Here is a 16,248-nt window from a genome sequence, read left to right as displayed (position 1 = left end):
TACTAATAAATACAGTTAATTATTCAAACCCATTATTTATTTTCAAAAAACGCTCGCCTTAAACCTAATTCCAGACCGCGAATTTCTGCCAAACCTTTTAATCGACCAATACAGGAATAGCCGGGATTAGTCTGTTTTTTCAGGTCATCAATTATTTGATGGCCGTGATCAGGGCGCATTGGAATCAAACGATTATCTCCAGCCGCCTTGCGGCGATATTCTTCACGCAGGATTTCCATCACTACGTTATACATATCCACATCGCCTGCCAGATGAGCGGCTTCATGGAAAGTTTTACTGTTTTCTTCCCGTTGGGTGGAACGTAGGTGAGTGAAATAGATTCGGTTGCCATAGCGTTTAATCATCTCGACCAAATCATTATCCCCACGGACGCCATAGGAGCCGGTACACATGGTAATGCCATTAATCGGGTTTGGTTCAATGGTTGTTAGCCATTCAATATCTTCAATAGTGGAAATAATACGTGGTAAGCCCAAAATAGGACGCGGCGGATCATCCGGGTGTATTGCCAGACGTAAACCATATTCTTCACATACAGGAACAATCTGGTGTAGGAAATAAGCCAAATGTTCACGCAGTTTATCGCGGGTAATATCTTTGTAGCGATCTAATTGCGCCTGAAATTCTGCTAACGTATAGCCCTCTTCGGCCCCCGGCAGACCGGCAATGATATTAGTGGTGAGTTTCTTAATATCAGCAGCAGACATGTTGTCGTAATAGATTTTTGCCTGAGCTTGTTCTTCGACAGTGTAATCAGCTTCTGCACTTGGACGTTTAAGGATATAGATTTCAAATGCGGCAAAGGCAATTTGATCAAAACGCAGGGCTTTAGAACCATCGGGGAGTGTGTATTCAAGATCGGTGCGTGTCCAGTCCAGCACAGGCATAAAGTTATAGCAGACGGTATCAATGCCACATTCCGCCAAGTTTTTCAGTGAAGTTTTGTAGTTATTAATCCATTGCTGATAGTGACCGGTCTGGGTTTTAATTTCTTCATGGACGGGCACACTTTCCACAACTGACCAGATAAGCCCTTTATTTTCGATGAGGGTTTTACGGGCCAGGATTTCGTCTTTGTTCCAAACATGTCCGTTAGGAATATGGTGTAATGCGGTAACGATGCCGGTTGCGCCAGCCTGACGGATATCATCTAAAGAAACAGGATCATTTGGGCCGAACCAACGCCAGGTTTGTTCCATTGTTATTTACCTTTGTGCAAACGCCAGAATGAAAAACAGTCACCAGAATAATAGTCACTAGAACAATATTCACCAGAACAACAGGATATAAAAACTTATTTATTAATTATTCCGTAAATTAATTACGTTTCTTTGCTATTTCGTAGGGATAGGAATTAAAGAGATAACCATCGAAATAGGGATCATCAACATCAGATAATTCCAGCAAACGTAATTTCACATTCTCCAAATGTTGCCACATGGCTTGTTTGGCTGCCGTCGGATCTTTCTTGATCATGGCGGATAAAATGATCTGATGATCATCCCGCCATTCTTTACGATAATCTTTATCGGTAATTCGTGTGTGCAGTTTCTGCCACATGGGGTTATTTTCCCGCCATGCCCAAGATTGTTTAAGCAGTTCAACTAACATACTGTTATGGGTGGCTTCCGCAATCGCCAGATGGAATTCTCTGTCACCGGATTCATCTTCACCGGAGGCCAAATCTTCGGATTCCTTTTGCAATGCCCGACGCATATTAGCAATGTTATTTGGCGTCACTTGCATGGCGGCAAATTCGGCAATATTACTTTCCAGTAATTGGCGGGCTTGTAATAACTCAAAAGGTCCCGCTGCGTTAACGGAGCATGAAGAGGAAGTCGGCAGGTGAGGGCGGTTAATAATATAGATGCCGGAACCTTTGCGGACTTCAATCAGGTTTTCTAGTTCGAGCATAATTAATGCTTCACGCACAACCGTTCTGGAAACTTTTAATAATTCAGCAAGTTCTCGTTCTGGAGGTAAGCGATCCCCGATACGATATTTTTGGTTGGCAATCATCTCTCTTAACGAGATGCCGACTTCTTGATAAGGACGTTTTGGCTCAAATAAATGCTTCATTGTGTCACTATTGTTGTCATGATTATTGATGATATTGTGTAGATAATAGTCAAAAACAAAAGTTGGTCAACCAAAATGCTGCTTAAAAGCGAAGGCCGTTTGGCCTTCACCGATGATTATCTGACTGCGCGAATGCGTTCTACCATACGGTAAAGCGTTGGGTCGTTTTTCTTTATGTCGTCGTACATCGGTTTGACAGCCTCTTCAAACGATTTTTTATCAACATCGACAAACTGGACCCCAATTTTTTCTGCGTTCTGACGCTCTTTCTCTTCTGATTTTTCCCACAATTTCGTCATATATTGAGAGGAGTTAATGGCAGCATTGATGAGAATTTTTTGTTGTTCTGATGACAGCTTATTTAACGATTTATTAGAAATAACCAAGACGTCTGGCACCATTGTATGCTTATCCAGTGAGAAATATCTAGCAACTTCACTGTGACGGCTCAGGCTAAAAGAGGGAATATTATTTTCTGCGGCATCTACCACACCCTGTTGTAGAGCAGTATACAGTTCGCCGTAGGCCAGCGGTGTTGGGTTACCGCCTAAGTTTTTCACCATCGAAATGGCGGTTGGGCTAGGCTGGACCCGAATTTTCATACCTTTTAGATCCTCAGGCGTGCGGATAGGTTTTTTGGCGTAGAAGCTGCGAGCGCCTGCTTCATAGTAGGTTATGCCAATAAAGCCACGGTTTTTGCTGGATGTCAGAATCTCTTTACCAATTTCGCCGTTTTTAATTTTTTCGTAATGGGCTTTATCGCGGAACAGATAAGGTAAGTTAAAAGCGGAATAAGCGGGCGAAAAAGCTTCCAATTCTGCGGCGTTAGATTTAACTAAATCCAAAGCGCCATTTTGCATCAGTTCCATCGATTCCCGTTGGTTCCCAATTGTGCGTCTGGATAGATTCGAATACGAACATCGCCATTCGTTTTTTGGCGAACTTCATCCGCAAACTGAGTCATTGCCTTGTGCACTGCATGGTCGCGGTTATGGTTATGGCTGAGTTTTAATGTGGTTACTGCCATAACGTGTGACGCGCCTAAGGCAAATATCGCACCGATTACAGTAGATAAAATACGCTTAGAATTGCTCATTGTTCGTTCTCCAATTGTTGTAAATAGGTTACGGGCACAACTGAACTGACGGTCAAACCATAAGCATCACTTTGGATTTCGTCAAAAAGTAAAAGCAATTTGGTTGACCAATATCACAAAATAATCGGGCCAACTGGTGAACCAGTCAGTTTGTGATCCCGCTCACTGGATGTTTTTTTGACCTGGATCTTATAATCCAAGCAACGTAAAGTTCCCTTTACTGATTTTGGTCTGAAAGTTTTCCGCTATTTGGTTGACCAGATAGGGTATCCGTTGAGGCCAATAAGGATAAAGCCCCGTGAAAAACCTTGTGTATTGCCTCAATAAAGGTTTGGCATTTTTTACCGTCAGCCTTTCCGTTTTTTTGGTGTTTTGCGTCACATGGCAGGTGGTTTCCCGTTATGTGTTTGGTACGCCGAGTACAGTAACGGATGAACTCGCCCGTTATCTGTTTATGTGGGTTGCCATGATTGGCGCGGCATATACCACAGGTCAACATCGCCATTTAGCTATCGACCTGTTAACGATGAAACTTAAGGGAATAGGCAAAAATAGTGTGAGTTTGGTTATCCAAGCCGCGATTGCGTTGTTTGCTGCAATCGTGTTGGTGTACGGCGGATCGATATTGGTGATCTCAACCCTTGAAACCGGACAAATCACTCCCGCGCTAGGACTACCGATGGGATATGTCTATTTATGTCTGCCAATCAGCGGTGTTTTGATGATTTGTTATGTGCTGGTAGACATTGTTGCTCTTATTCGGAATTTTTCAGCTAAAGACGTGGTTATTTCTGAAAATCATTAAAGTCACCAGTCAGAAGAGGATGGGCTTATGGATTGGCAAGTGGTTTTAGCGTTGTTCGGTAGTTTTGCCGTGCTGCTGGCATTGGGGGTACCGGTATCCTTTGCGATTGGTTTGTCATCATTATTGGCAATTATGATGACTTTGCCAATGGAAGCGGCGATTACCGTGGTTGCGCAGCGTATGGCTGCCGGCGTTGATAACTTCTCTTTACTCGCTATCCCGTTCTTTATTCTGGCGGGAAATATTATGAATCAAGGGGGAATCGCAGCCCGTCTAATTAATCTGGCGAAAGTCATGGGCGGCCGTTTGCCCGGTTCTTTAGTGCACGTCAATATTATGGCGAATATGTTTTTCGGTGCGATTTCGGGCTCAGCGGTGGCATCGGCTGCGGCGGTCGGCGGAACGATGGCGCCAATGCAGAAAAAAGAGGGTTATGAGCCGGAATATTCTGCGGCGGTAAACATTGCTTCCTGCCCTGCCGGTTTGTTGATCCCGCCAAGTAACACCTTGATTGTTTACTCACTGGTTTCTGGCGGCACATCAATTGCCGCGCTGTTTTTGGCGGGTTATATTCCCGGCATTTTGATGGGCGTATCCTTGATGATGGTGGCGGCAATCATTGCTAAACGCCGTGGTTATCCGGTATCGCCCAAGCCGACATGGCGCGAGTTTTTCACCACATTGATTCGTGCATTGCCTTCTCTGATGCTGGTTGTGGTTATTATGGGAGGGATCATTGCCGGTATTTTTACCGCCACAGAAGCTTCGGCGATTGCTGTGTTATACAGCTTTGTGTTGGCAGTGTTGATTTATCGTGAAGTCAGTATCGCCAAACTACCAAAAATCATTCTCGATTCTGCGGTGACCACTTCCATTGTTTTGCTGCTGGTTGGTGCGTCAATGGGTATGTCTTGGGCAATGGCGAATGCGGATCTGCCCTATTTGATTGCTGATGCGCTTATGGAAGTATCTGAAAACCCATTGGTTATTCTGCTGGTCATTAATCTCATTCTATTGCTAGTCGGGACTTTTATGGATATGACCCCGGCGATTCTGATTTTTACGCCGATTTTCCTGCCAGTAGCGCAGAATATGGGCGTTGACCCTGTCCACTTCGGTATCATTATGACCTTCAACCTGGCTATTGGTATCTGTACACCGCCGGTAGGGAGTGCGCTGTTTGTGGGTTGCTCTATCGGTGAAGTCAGCATTGATAAGGTATTGAAACCTTTGGTGCCTATGTATTGCGCTTTGGTTATCGCGTTGATGTTGGTGACCTTTATACCGCAACTGAGCTTGTGGTTGCCTCAGATGTTACTGAATTACTAATTATTCAGGTAATCCGCGTCATTAAACAGGAATTGTTCTATGATCCGTAATATAGCCAACAGCAAAATCAAACCTGCTATTTCTCTGCCTTCTTATGATCGCCAAAAATTGGTTACTCGCATTGTTCATCTGGGATGCGGCGCTTTTCACCGGGCACATCAGGCTATTTTTACTCATCACATGTTGGAAAAAACAGGCAGTGACTGGGGAATTTGTGAAGTCAGTTTGTTTTCTGGTCATAAGCTGATTCAACAACTTAAAGAGCAAGATTGCTTGTGTACCATTGCGGAGAAAGGAACAGAAAAAACCGAGCTGAAAATTATCGGCGCTATGATTGGTGCTTTGCACCCTGAGTTTGTCGGTCAGCAAGGTATTCTGGAAACCATAGCGCAACCGCAAGTGGCGATTATTTCTCTGACGATTACCGAGAAAGGGTATTGCATTGATGCAACCAGCGGCAAGTTGGATGTGAATAATGCGTTAATTCAACGGGACTTAGCTAACCCAACCGAACCAACATCCGCTATTGGCTATATTGTCGAGGCGCTCCGTCTACGTTATGAACGTAACTTGCCGCCATTGACGGTGATGTCCTGTGATAATGTCAGAGAAAATGGCAAAGTTGCCCGCGAAGCGGTGGTAGGTTTTGCCCGTTTACGTGATGAAAAACTGGCGCAATGGATTGAACAAAATGTGACTTTCCCATGCACAATGGTTGACCGTATTGTGCCTGCGGCCACGCCAGAATCGCTGGCGGAGATAGCCGAACAGTTAGGTGTATCCGATCCCTGCGCAATCACCTGTGAACCTTTCCGTCAGTGGGTGATTGAGGATAACTTTGCCAATGGCCGTCCAAACTGGGATGTGGCAGGGGCGCAGTTCGTTAAAGATGTGATGCCTTTTGAAACCATGAAATTGCGGATGTTAAACGGCAGCCACTCATTCTTAGCTTATCTGGGCTATTTGGCGGGATATACGCATATTGCTGACGCTATGGCGAACCCCGATTACCGGCAAGCTGCCTTGAATCTGATGCTGAAAGAACAAGCGCCAACCTTGACGATGCCGGCAGGAACCGATCTCTTCCAGTATGCTCATCTGTTGATTGAGCGTTTTAGTAACCCCAACCTTAAGCATCAAACCTGGCAGATAGCAATGGATGGCAGCCAGAAACTGCCACAGCGTATGTTTGATTCTGTCACTTATCATTTGGCAAACGGCAGCGATTATCGTCATTTGGCCTTGGGTATCGCCGGATGGATGCGTTATGTCAGTGGTAAAGATGAACAAGGCAAATTAATTGATGTGCGTGATCCGCTCGTGGAGCAATTTAAGTCTATTTACCAGCAATATGGATTATCCATTGATGTCGTGCCTGCATTGTTGGCAATTTTCGGCAACCCATTATTAGCTGATCCGCATCTTGTCCGGGCAGTTACCGAAGCTTATCAATTATTATTGGATTGCGGCGCCTGCCACGCAGTCGCGACACTTTGATTTGGCTGACAGGAATAGAGATATGAAAAATTTTATGTGTGAAGATTTTCTTCTGAACAATGAAACTGCCCGTCAGCTATATCATGAACATGCCGCAGATATGCCGATTTATGATTATCACTGTCATCTTAATCCGCGAGAAATTGCTGAAAATCGCCAGTTTGATAACCTTGGTCAGATTTGGTTAGCAGGGGATCATTATAAATGGCGGGCTATGCGCTGTGCGGGTATTGATGAATCGTTGATTACAGGTAAGCAAGCCTGCGATTATGAAAAATATCAGGCATGGGCAAAAACAGTGCCGTTAACATTAGGCAATCCGCTTTATCACTGGACACATCTAGAATTACGTCGTCCATTTGGTATTACCGGGAAATTGTTTGGGCCGCAAACCGCGGATGAAATCTGGCATCAATGCAACGAAAAACTGGCAACACCGGAATTTTCAGCTCGTGGCATTATGCAGCAAATGAATGTGCGTATGGTTGGAACCACGGATGATCCGGTGGATTCTCTGCAATATCACCGCCAAATCGCAACAGATGAGAGTTTCGATATTGAAGTATTGCCAAGCTGGCGTCCTGATCGGGTATTTAAAATTGAGCTGGTGGGGTTCGTTGACTATATCAAACAGCTTGAGGCCGTGGCTGATGTATCGATCGCTACTTTTGCTGATGTGTTGAACGCGTTGGAGCGTCGCCTTGAGCATTTTGCTGCTCATGGCTGCCGGGTTGCTGATCACGGCATAGAAAATCTGCGCTATGCTCCTGTGCCTAATGAAGGGGTATTAGATAGCATCCTGCAAAAACGGTTGGCAGGATGCACTCTCTCTGAGCTTGAAATTGCGCAGTACACTACGGCGATGCTGGTATGGCTTGGCCGGCAATATGCCGCTCGTGGTTGGGTGATGCAAATGCATATCGGCGCTGCTCGCAACAATAATACTCGTATGTTCCGCTTACTTGGCGCGGATAGCGGCTTTGATTCCATTGGTGATAACAATATCGCTTGGCCATTATCTCGTTTGCTGGACAGTATGGATGTGACGAATGAGTTGCCGAAAACGATTCTTTACTGCCTGAATCCTCGAGATAACGAAGTGATTGCAACGATGGCCGGTAACTTTCAGGGTGGGGGTATCGCCGGTAAAGTGCAGTTTGGTTCAGGCTGGTGGTTCAATGACCAGAAAGATGGCATGTTGCGTCAGCTTGAACAACTTTCCCAACTTGGGCTGCTGAGCCAATTTGTTGGTATGTTGACCGATTCTCGTAGCTTTCTTTCATACACGCGGCATGAATATTTTCGTCGCATTCTGTGTAATTTGTTAGGGCAATGGGCAGAAAAGGGCGAAATTCCTAACAACAAAGCCATGTTAGGGCAGATGGTTGAGGATATTTGCTTTAATAACGCCCGCCGTTATTTTGCCTTGCCGGGAGAAAATTTATGAAGCAGATTGCATTCCTTGGTGAATGTATGATTGAACTTAATGGCGCCCCTTTCGCTACCATGCATCAGACTTTTGGTGGCGATGCTCTGAACAGCGCGGTTTATTTAGCACGAGCAAGCCAACAAAAGATTGCCGTTCATTTTGTGACTGCGTTAGGCATGGATTCCCTTAGTGAAGGAATGATTAGATGTTGGCAAAACGAGGGTATTCATACCCATCTGGTTTTGCGTGATCCGGCTCATCAACCGGGATTGTATTTGATTCAACTTGATCAACAGGGAGAACGGACCTTTCTGTACTGGCGTAATGATTCCGCTGCTCGTTATATGGTGCGCCATCCTGATTTCTCTTCGGTTATGCAAGCATTACAGCAGATGGATGCTGTTTATCTCAGTGGCATCAGCTTGGCTATCTTGCCTGTTGATGATCGTGAAAAGTTACTAAACTTGCTGGCTGAACTGGCGGCGCAAGGAAAAATCATCGTTTTCGACAGTAATTACCGTCCGGCATTGTGGGAAAGTGTGGAAGAAACCCAAGTTTGTTATCAGAAATTACTCGCCTTTACCTCGCTGGCACTGGTGACAGATGACGATGAATGCAAGCTGTGGGGCGATAAATCGGTTACCGCAACTATGATTCGTCTTAAACAAGCGGGAGTTAAAGAAGCCATTGTTAAAGCGGGGGCTACTGGTTGTTATTATCAGCATTTGATACAAAACACGCCAATTGAGCTGATCCCAACGGCGCCGGTTGTTAACGTGGCCGATACTACGGCGGCGGGAGACGCCTTTAATGCTGGGTTTTTGGCAGGATTTTTAGCAGGTTGCCCGATACAACAAGCGGCAATCATGGGGCATCGTCTGGCTGGTACAGTTATTCAGCATAAAGGGGCGATTATTCCAATTAGCGCCACCAAAGCAGTGACTGACAGTTTCTTTTAACAGTAGGGGAAAAATCGATGAGACAGATGATTGAGCAGTTGCGCCAGTTAAAAATTGTACCTGTGATTACTGTTGAGCGTGCGGAAGATATTATTCCGCTAGGTAAGGTATTAGCTGATAATGGTTTGCCGGTAGCGGAAATTACTTTTCGTTCCTCAGTAGCGGCAGAAGCTATTCGTCTACTGAAAGAGGCTCAGCCGAATATGCTGATTGGCGCGGGTACTGTTCTGAATCGTGATCAGGTGGTTGCTGCGAAACAGGCTGGCGCTGATTTTATGGTTTCTCCGGGTTTTAATCCAAATACGGTCAAAGCCTGTCAGCAATTGAATATTCCTATTATTCCGGGCGTGAATAATCCAAGTGCGATTGAAAGCGCAATGGAATTGGGGCTAAAACTGCTGAAATTCTTTCCGGCAGAACCTTCCGGCGGTTTGCCAATGATTAAAGCGATATTAGCGCCTTATACTGAACTGCAAATTATGCCGACTGGGGGAATTGGACCAGACAATATCCGAGATTATCTTGCTGTACCGCGTATTGTGGCGTGTGGTGGTTCATGGATGGTCAGTCAAGAGCTGGTGGATAATCGAAATTGGCAGGAAATTGGTCGCTTGACTCGTGAAGCGGTGGAGTTGGTTAATACTTAAGGAATAGTTATTCTTGCATTGGAATAAAATATTATTCCGATAATATACCAAAGAGAAGAAAGGATTTAGCAAAAATTCTTTTTGGTATTTAATAATTTTCAATTTTGTTAAATGGTGATATTCGAACTTCTAATGACCTGTTATTTAATTATCTGGTAAGCTTAAGCGGTTAGAAACAGAGCAAGCAAACTCGCCGTTTTTACGGCGGGGAGCAGTCACTTCTGTTTGCCTAATGGAAGCATCAGCGTGTATGGCTCCAGCGGTGACTGGGCGAAGCCAAGACGCGTATAGAACGTTCGAGCGCTCTCATCAAGTGCGTGGACGATTATAGCCGAAATGCCCACCTGTTCTGCCGTGCTGGCGACACGCTTCCAAGCATCTTGGAGAAGCAATGCCCCGAGCTTCTTCCCCTGATATTCCACATCGACAGCCAGACGGCCGAGAAGCACTACAGGGATAGGATCTGGCATATTGCGTTTAAGCGATGGTGTAGATTCAATATGATTAATTGAACCGGCGCTTAGACAATAATAACCGATAACGTCTTTTGTGCCTTCCTTGCAAATAACAAATGTGCGGCTCGCGCCGAGCTTATTATTTTTTAAAGCCCGGCGTGAAAGCCATTCGTTTAATGTTTCATGCTGGCAATAAAAATCATTTATATTATGTTCAGCCGTTAATATTTCAGGTGTGCTTATTCCCACGGAGCTTTATATCCCATCAGTTTTTTAAAACCTTCATTATCAGAAAGCGGTTGCTCCAGCATCTGCATGAACACATGGTATTTTTCGTCGTTAACGAAAAAGTGGCGCTGATCGAGTATGGCATCTTCGGCTGCGCGGCAGGCAGCATCCAAGATGAAATCAGTTCGGGTCTTTGAGAGCAGGTTTGCTGCATGGTCAATAAGCTCCCGCTGGAAAGCTTTCGCCCGGATGTTGATCGGGGTTTCTTTAGGTTGTGTTCTCATAAATCACCTGTGTAGCAAATTGGTAGACAGTCATTGTAGCAGTTGTGTAATTAATAGATATACATTTAGCGTCTCCATTTGAAATATTATGAAACGTAAGCATGCTGGGTTACCCAAAATATATATACCCGTTATCTTTCAAGCTGCCTCTTTGTTGGCTGCACTCACTCACCCCGGTCACATAGTTATCTATGCTCCCGGGGATTCGCCCCCTTGCCGTCGCGATGCATCTTGAAATTCATAGGGTATATAAGATAAAAATAATATAAAAATAAATAAAATCGAGGCTCTATATTTTGCAATGAGTGGTTATTTGAATAAAATCAACAGATTCACCTATCTTTATTTCAACATTTACGCTTTTAACCTCATTAATATTATTTATATGAGTGCCTCCACATGGGATAGTGACTACTGTGGAGTCAATAGTCGATTTCCATAATCTGGTATCACTGATCTCTTTCGATTTATATTCGACAGTGATTTCTGCTCCTTGGGTTAGCCAATTATTGAGTGTGTTATTAACTTCTCTATTAATTTTATCTAGATTTTCAATTAATATATTTTTATCAAATCCTTTCTTTTTGATCGATTTACCAAAACGATAAATATCAACGGATTGAAGTTCTGTGATAGAAGATTGGTAAATGGCGGCTTTATCTAAATTATAATTTCCTAAATCGTCGGTGTCGTATACTTTAGACCATATATGATTAGTTGCTTTATTTAAAGCAAGAGACATAAAGTGAGCCATCGAGTGTGCGGCGCTTACCCTATATCTTGTTTCGTCGTTCACAGATAGAGTTACTGTTTTCCCTATGAGATCTCTTTCTGAAATTCCCTGTAAATCAGGTAAGTAATGTGCTGGCATAATTTTACCTGGCGACATTGATTGTTTCGTTATTTCCTGATCTATATACAAATGACCATTGATAAGGCCAGCGGTATAAACTTTTGTTACAGCGAGTTCTTTATCGTCTATTGAGATTATTCCATGATCATGTAGTTGGTCTGGCCACTTATAGTTCTTCGGGTAGAATGGACTATCTTGGGTTATCAAAATGGCGCCATCTTCGTATTTCATAACCCCGATAATGTTAGATTCTAACGTCAGGGTTCCCAGCATAAATGAGGCTTCGGCTGTCAATAATTCATTAATATTCATATCTATAATCATGTAATATCTCGCTAGTTATAATTTGGGGGTATTTATTGCTACCAAGTCGTTTGTTAATTTTATTCCCTAAAAATAGATTAAGAATTTGTTTTTATTTGAATTTTTAGTTAATCAAAGATAGAATTAAAAAAGCCGTATCGATATGTATGTAATAGCTTTATTTATAAGCTATTTTAGGTATTATTGCAAATGGAAAAGTCGCATGTTTTAAATGTTTTGTTTACATGATCAATCGCTATTTTCAGAGTAAAATTTGTTGATTAGTTATCAAAATAATTTTCTTGACCAAAAAATAGACAGTCGAACTAATGAGGTATATGATACATACACCTGATATCTGATAAGAGGAAATAAATGTGGTTGCTATGGTAAGAATTAATATAGATTTACCGGAAGAAACGATTAGGAAGCTTGAGATTTTGAAGGAACGCTCTCCTGATAAGTCACGTGCTGCACAGATCCGAAAAGCAATAGATGCTTATCTTGATGCTAATATTTCAGAACAGAATAATAGTGCTTTCGGTTTGTGGGGGGACAAAAAATCAGATGGATTGGAATATCAAAATAATTTACGTAAGGAATGGCAATGATTGCTATGAAGTCGTTATTTGATACTAAATATTTATAGGATATTGACGGTATGATTGCAAGTATTGCATAACATAAGGTTTAAAGATCATGCCAATGAGATTATGAATGGCTTAAAGGAATACGGGCCTATTTGCTCGTAGCGTAATTATGTTGCACTTACTATCTATGAGAAACTGTGACATCTATTATCTTTTTCTATTGACATATTAGTTATATTAATGAAAATGTCTATGTCGTAATGACTATTCTATAGGTGGCTAAGGAGTTCTATTATGGATTATCTGTCATACAAAAAACAGGCTGATCATGTTATAGCAAAAAACATAGATAATGTAACAAGAAAATCTGCACCAATTGTATATTCAACTATGGAGGATATTTATTTAGGTTTAGTTAGATTAAGAAACTCTCAAGCTTTTTTGTATAAAGATATTTATGGTAAGCAGATATCCAATGAAGACCAGAGAATGATTGATGCAGCTATTAAGACGATTTTTAAAAAAGGAGATGTCATTTATGATATTGTGTTTACAATCATAAATACAATGTATGATTTTATTCCTGAGAGAACACAAAGAATTATATCTGAGAAATTTAATTTAGTAGTAGCAACATATGGCGTTCAAACAGCAACAAAGATTAGTGTAGCTACTGCAATAACAAGTTTAATATCGGTTAAGATAAATGCAGTTCCATCTGTAAAAGCAAAAATAGCAACATTTTTAAACATATCAATAAACTCCCTTGCTATTTATGGAATCTTTGAAAAAGCAGCTAGATCTGCACGGAAATTAAAAATAGAATCCCCTGTGACATATTTAGCCTTAAAGAAAAAGGGGTTAGAAATGCTTTATTTTTTGGTTGAACCATACATGGCGAAATTAATAAATATTTATAGAAAAAATATCATGACCTTAGAAGATGAAAAATTACTTTTAGATGAAATAGAAAGACTAATTTACCTTTAACTTAACATGAGATAATTGGTGAAGAAAAATGGACTTGATTAAATCTTTTGTAATAGATCTTGTTGGAATTTTCATAACATTTGCTCTTTGTTTAGCATGGTTTGTAATTACCCCAGAAGGATTTGGTATAATTGGAGGGATAATTATTCTTATAGCGTCGTATTTTGTTACAATAAAAGTAAAGAAAAAACTGTTGAAGTTAAAATAACTTCAACAATAAGGTATAGCATTGATTAATAACGTGTTAGTACACTCTATCATCCCAGATGCTATAGCCTGAAGTTCCAGCTATGTGGTGTTTCCATGTTATGCTTTTATATGCTAGAGAAATAGTTTCAAATGGTATTGCATTTGAACTATCTATACTGTGAGGATAATTAGCACATATATCAACAATAGAAGCATCTCTTAACTCAACGGTGTAGAACTTTTCCATAACACCAAAAGAATTAATTCTGTAAAAATCAAAAAAAGCATTTAAAACTTCATTATTAGAAATAGCTATGCCAAGTAGAGGAGATGATTTATCTATTATTTTTATGAAATCTACTGGGTGATGATCAGAATTTTGTTCTCTAGTTAGACTATGAACGAAAGATAAAACTTGAATTTCATCTTCATGTCCAATTTGATATCTATTTCCTATGGAGTCAGATGTTGAACACCCTGATGATATTAACCCTTGTTTGCGGCCAGTTAGTTTTAAGTAAATAGAAAAGCTCATATAAACATCCTATATTAATCCCATAACAGTTAATAGAAGTGTCTATATTATCTCCATAATATAAAAGAATCAAAAGTATTATTTATATAAGAATCTTAAAATATTCGTTGTTAATTGCTCCAACATGGAGCAGAGGACAGTATTTTACACTGATTATATATAATATTTGGCCAATTTATGTATCAATCCGGAATTGGAAAGATTGATATAACGTTCAAAAGAAAAATAGGGCATAAGTTCAACGTAATAAAAACCGCGAGAAAGTTTTTAACATTCTCGCGGTAATTGAGTTTCCTAAACTGGAAGATCAATGATTTTCTGTGAAGAAAAATCAAATCTCGCTACGAGGTTTAGCATTCTCCGCCAACCATGCTGCAACGCGCTGCTTCTGTTCTTCATTCAGCCACATACCCAGTTTGGTACGGCGCCAAATTGCGTCATCCAGCTCAACAACCCACTCATTATCAACCAGATAACGAAGCTCTGCTTCATACAGTCCGTGACCGAAGGATTCCCCCAGTTCTGCCAGATTATTAGCATTTTGTAGAATCAGTTCGCTGTGACTGCCGTAAGTACGTGCATAACGTACAGCAACACCTTCCGGTAACCAGTTGTAGCGTTTACGTAGTAAACGGGCATAACCATCACGATCGCATCCTTCCAGATTACCCCCCGGTAACTGACCATTTTTGGTCCAGGCTTTTCCGGCATTGGGATAGTATTGCATGAGCTTCTCGGTTGCGTGCTCTGCCAGCTTACGGTAAGTGGTTAACTTACCACCAAACACAGATAGTAATGGTGCTTTGCCGTGTTCATCATGAATATCAAGGGTATAGTCGCGTGTAATGGCCTGAGGCGAATCGGATTCATCATCGCATAGTGGACGGACGCCAGAATAGGTCCAGACGATATCGTCACGGCTAAGTTGTTTCTTAAAGTGGTCGTTATAAACTCTCAGCAGATAATTAATCTCCTGATCGTCAATCTTCGCCTCTTTTGGATCACCTTGATATTCCACATCGGTGGTTCCGATAATGGAGAATTCATCCATCCAAGGAATAACAAATACGATACGATGATCTTCGTTTTGTAGAATATAAGCTTGCGGCTCATCATGCACTCTTGGCACCACAATATGGCTGCCTTTGATCAAGCGAATACCATAAGGTGATTTCAATTTCAGACCATCGTCAAAGAATTCTTTAACCCAAGGGCCGGTAGCATTAACCAGACCTTTTGCACGCCAAGTGTAGGTCTTACCTGTACGCAGATCTTCAGCTTCAACCATCCAACCTTCTTGTTCGCGCCATGCACGGGTCACTTTTGTTCGGGTACGGACTTCCCCGCCATGTTTTTTAACTTCCTGAGCGTTAAGGACAACTAAACGAGCATCATCAACCCAGCAGTCAGAATATTCAAAACCGCGGATCAATTCTGGTTTCAGAACAGAATTGGCGCTGAATTTCAATCCTTTACTGCGAGGCAGGCTGACACGTTTGCCTAAATTGTCATAAAGGAACAGGCCGATACGGATCATCCATGCTGGGCGCAGGTGTGGCTGGTGCGGCAGGCGGAAACGCATCGGAAAAGCGATATGTGGTGCAAGATTCAGTAAAACTTCACGTTCTGCCAGCGCTTCGCCGACTAGACGGAATTCGTAATGTTCCAGATAGCGTAAACCACCGTGGATAAGTTTTGAACTGGCGGATGACGTGGCTTTGGCTAAATCTTGTGCTTCCAGCAACAGAACAGAGAGCCCCCGGCCAGCAGCATCTGCCGCAATCCCGGCGCCGTTGATCCCGCCACCGATTACAATCAAGTCTTTAGTTTCCATGCATCCCCCTAAAATGTTCGAAACAGTTCTTTAATGCTCGTTTTCGCTCATGATTGTAATCACAAATCGATCAATAGCCAACTATTTGTTAAGAAAAAACATGTTCACGTGATATAGATAACAAA

15 protein-coding genes and 1 pseudogene are annotated in these 16,248 nt (G+C 42.1%); 8 read left to right on the top strand and 8 right to left on the bottom strand.

Going from position 1 to position 16,248, the window contains the following annotated elements:
* Positions 1 to 32: 32 nt before the first annotated feature.
* From uxuA to V2H77_RS22800, 3 genes and pseudogenes are all read right to left on the bottom strand, one after another.
* Positions 33 to 1,220: a mannonate dehydratase gene (gene uxuA / locus V2H77_RS22810; protein ID WP_341500594.1), complete on the bottom strand. Its 1,188-nt coding sequence runs from the start codon at positions 1,218 to 1,220 to the stop codon at positions 33 to 35.
* 118 nt (positions 1,221 to 1,338) lie between these two features.
* Entirely contained in the window at positions 1,339 to 2,100 is a 762-nt protein-coding gene (locus tag V2H77_RS22805; RefSeq protein ID WP_341500593.1) for an FCD domain-containing protein, read from the bottom strand.
* A gap of 116 nt (positions 2,101 to 2,216) precedes the next feature.
* Positions 2,217 to 3,196 (bottom strand): annotated as a pseudogene (locus V2H77_RS22800) (TRAP transporter substrate-binding protein).
* 298 nt (positions 3,197 to 3,494) lie between these two features.
* Between V2H77_RS22800 and V2H77_RS22795 the strand changes: the two are divergent.
* The 6 genes from V2H77_RS22795 to V2H77_RS22770 are packed head-to-tail and all read left to right on the top strand — an operon-like array spanning position 3,495 to position 9,862.
* Positions 3,495 to 4,001 (top strand): TRAP transporter small permease, encoded by a 507-nt coding sequence (locus V2H77_RS22795; RefSeq protein ID WP_341500592.1) that lies wholly within the window; start codon positions 3,495 to 3,497, stop codon positions 3,999 to 4,001.
* A 27-nt stretch (positions 4,002 to 4,028) separates the two neighbouring features.
* Positions 4,029 to 5,330: a TRAP transporter large permease gene (locus V2H77_RS22790; protein ID WP_341500591.1), complete on the top strand. Its 1,302-nt coding sequence runs from the start codon at positions 4,029 to 4,031 to the stop codon at positions 5,328 to 5,330.
* Between the two features lie 39 nt (positions 5,331 to 5,369).
* Positions 5,370 to 6,827: a fructuronate reductase gene (locus tag V2H77_RS22785; RefSeq protein ID WP_341500590.1), complete on the top strand. Its 1,458-nt coding sequence runs from the start codon at positions 5,370 to 5,372 to the stop codon at positions 6,825 to 6,827.
* A gap of 22 nt (positions 6,828 to 6,849) precedes the next feature.
* The gene (uxaC, locus tag V2H77_RS22780; RefSeq protein WP_341500589.1) at positions 6,850 to 8,274 is read left to right on the top strand and encodes a glucuronate isomerase; all 1,425 of its coding nucleotides are present in this window, start codon (positions 6,850 to 6,852) and stop codon (positions 8,272 to 8,274) included.
* Positions 8,271 to 9,215: a sugar kinase gene (locus V2H77_RS22775; RefSeq protein WP_341500588.1), complete on the top strand. Its 945-nt coding sequence runs from the start codon at positions 8,271 to 8,273 to the stop codon at positions 9,213 to 9,215. Before uxaC ends, V2H77_RS22775 begins: the two co-directional genes overlap by 4 nt.
* A gap of 17 nt (positions 9,216 to 9,232) precedes the next feature.
* On the top strand, positions 9,233 to 9,862 hold the full coding sequence (locus tag V2H77_RS22770) for a bifunctional 4-hydroxy-2-oxoglutarate aldolase/2-dehydro-3-deoxy-phosphogluconate aldolase (protein ID WP_341500587.1): 630 nt from the start codon (positions 9,233 to 9,235) through the stop codon (positions 9,860 to 9,862).
* Positions 9,863 to 10,077: 215 nt separating this feature from the next.
* Here the strand turns inward: V2H77_RS22770 and V2H77_RS22765 are convergent, their stop codons facing one another.
* The 3 genes from V2H77_RS22765 to V2H77_RS22755 form a co-directional block, all read right to left on the bottom strand.
* Complete coding sequence (locus V2H77_RS22765; protein WP_036815118.1) at positions 10,078 to 10,566, bottom strand: GNAT family N-acetyltransferase; 489 nt, start codon at positions 10,564 to 10,566, stop codon at positions 10,078 to 10,080.
* On the bottom strand, positions 10,557 to 10,829 hold the full coding sequence (locus V2H77_RS22760; RefSeq protein ID WP_046396352.1) for a type II toxin-antitoxin system TacA family antitoxin: 273 nt from the start codon (positions 10,827 to 10,829) through the stop codon (positions 10,557 to 10,559). The genes V2H77_RS22765 and V2H77_RS22760 overlap by 10 nt, the downstream gene beginning before the upstream one ends.
* A gap of 289 nt (positions 10,830 to 11,118) precedes the next feature.
* A complete protein-coding gene (locus tag V2H77_RS22755; RefSeq protein ID WP_341500586.1) occupies positions 11,119 to 11,994 on the bottom strand; it encodes a hypothetical protein in 876 nt (291 codons plus the stop codon).
* Positions 11,995 to 12,371: 377 nt separating this feature from the next.
* Here V2H77_RS22755 and V2H77_RS22750 point away from each other — a divergent pair, with 377 nt between their 5' ends.
* Together V2H77_RS22750 and V2H77_RS22745 are read left to right on the top strand one after the other, a co-directional pair.
* Complete coding sequence (locus V2H77_RS22750; RefSeq protein ID WP_112878480.1) at positions 12,372 to 12,596, top strand: ribbon-helix-helix protein, CopG family; 225 nt, start codon at positions 12,372 to 12,374, stop codon at positions 12,594 to 12,596.
* 273 nt (positions 12,597 to 12,869) lie between these two features.
* A complete protein-coding gene (locus tag V2H77_RS22745) occupies positions 12,870 to 13,565 on the top strand; it encodes a hypothetical protein (protein ID WP_341500585.1) in 696 nt (231 codons plus the stop codon).
* A gap of 244 nt (positions 13,566 to 13,809) precedes the next feature.
* On the opposite strand, the gene V2H77_RS22740 is transcribed toward V2H77_RS22745, so the two are convergent.
* Positions 13,810 to 14,289: an Hcp family type VI secretion system effector gene (locus V2H77_RS22740; protein ID WP_112878447.1), complete on the bottom strand. Its 480-nt coding sequence runs from the start codon at positions 14,287 to 14,289 to the stop codon at positions 13,810 to 13,812.
* 331 nt (positions 14,290 to 14,620) lie between these two features.
* The gene (glpD, locus tag V2H77_RS22735) at positions 14,621 to 16,123 is read right to left on the bottom strand and encodes a glycerol-3-phosphate dehydrogenase (RefSeq protein WP_341500584.1); all 1,503 of its coding nucleotides are present in this window, start codon (positions 16,121 to 16,123) and stop codon (positions 14,621 to 14,623) included.
* Positions 16,124 to 16,248 lie beyond the last annotated feature (125 nt).

It is taken from the genome of Photorhabdus sp. P32 (genome assembly GCF_038085095.1).
GTDB lineage: Bacteria > Pseudomonadota > Gammaproteobacteria > Enterobacterales > Enterobacteriaceae > Photorhabdus > Photorhabdus luminescens.
This window is presented reverse-complemented; position numbering and strand designations above follow the sequence as displayed.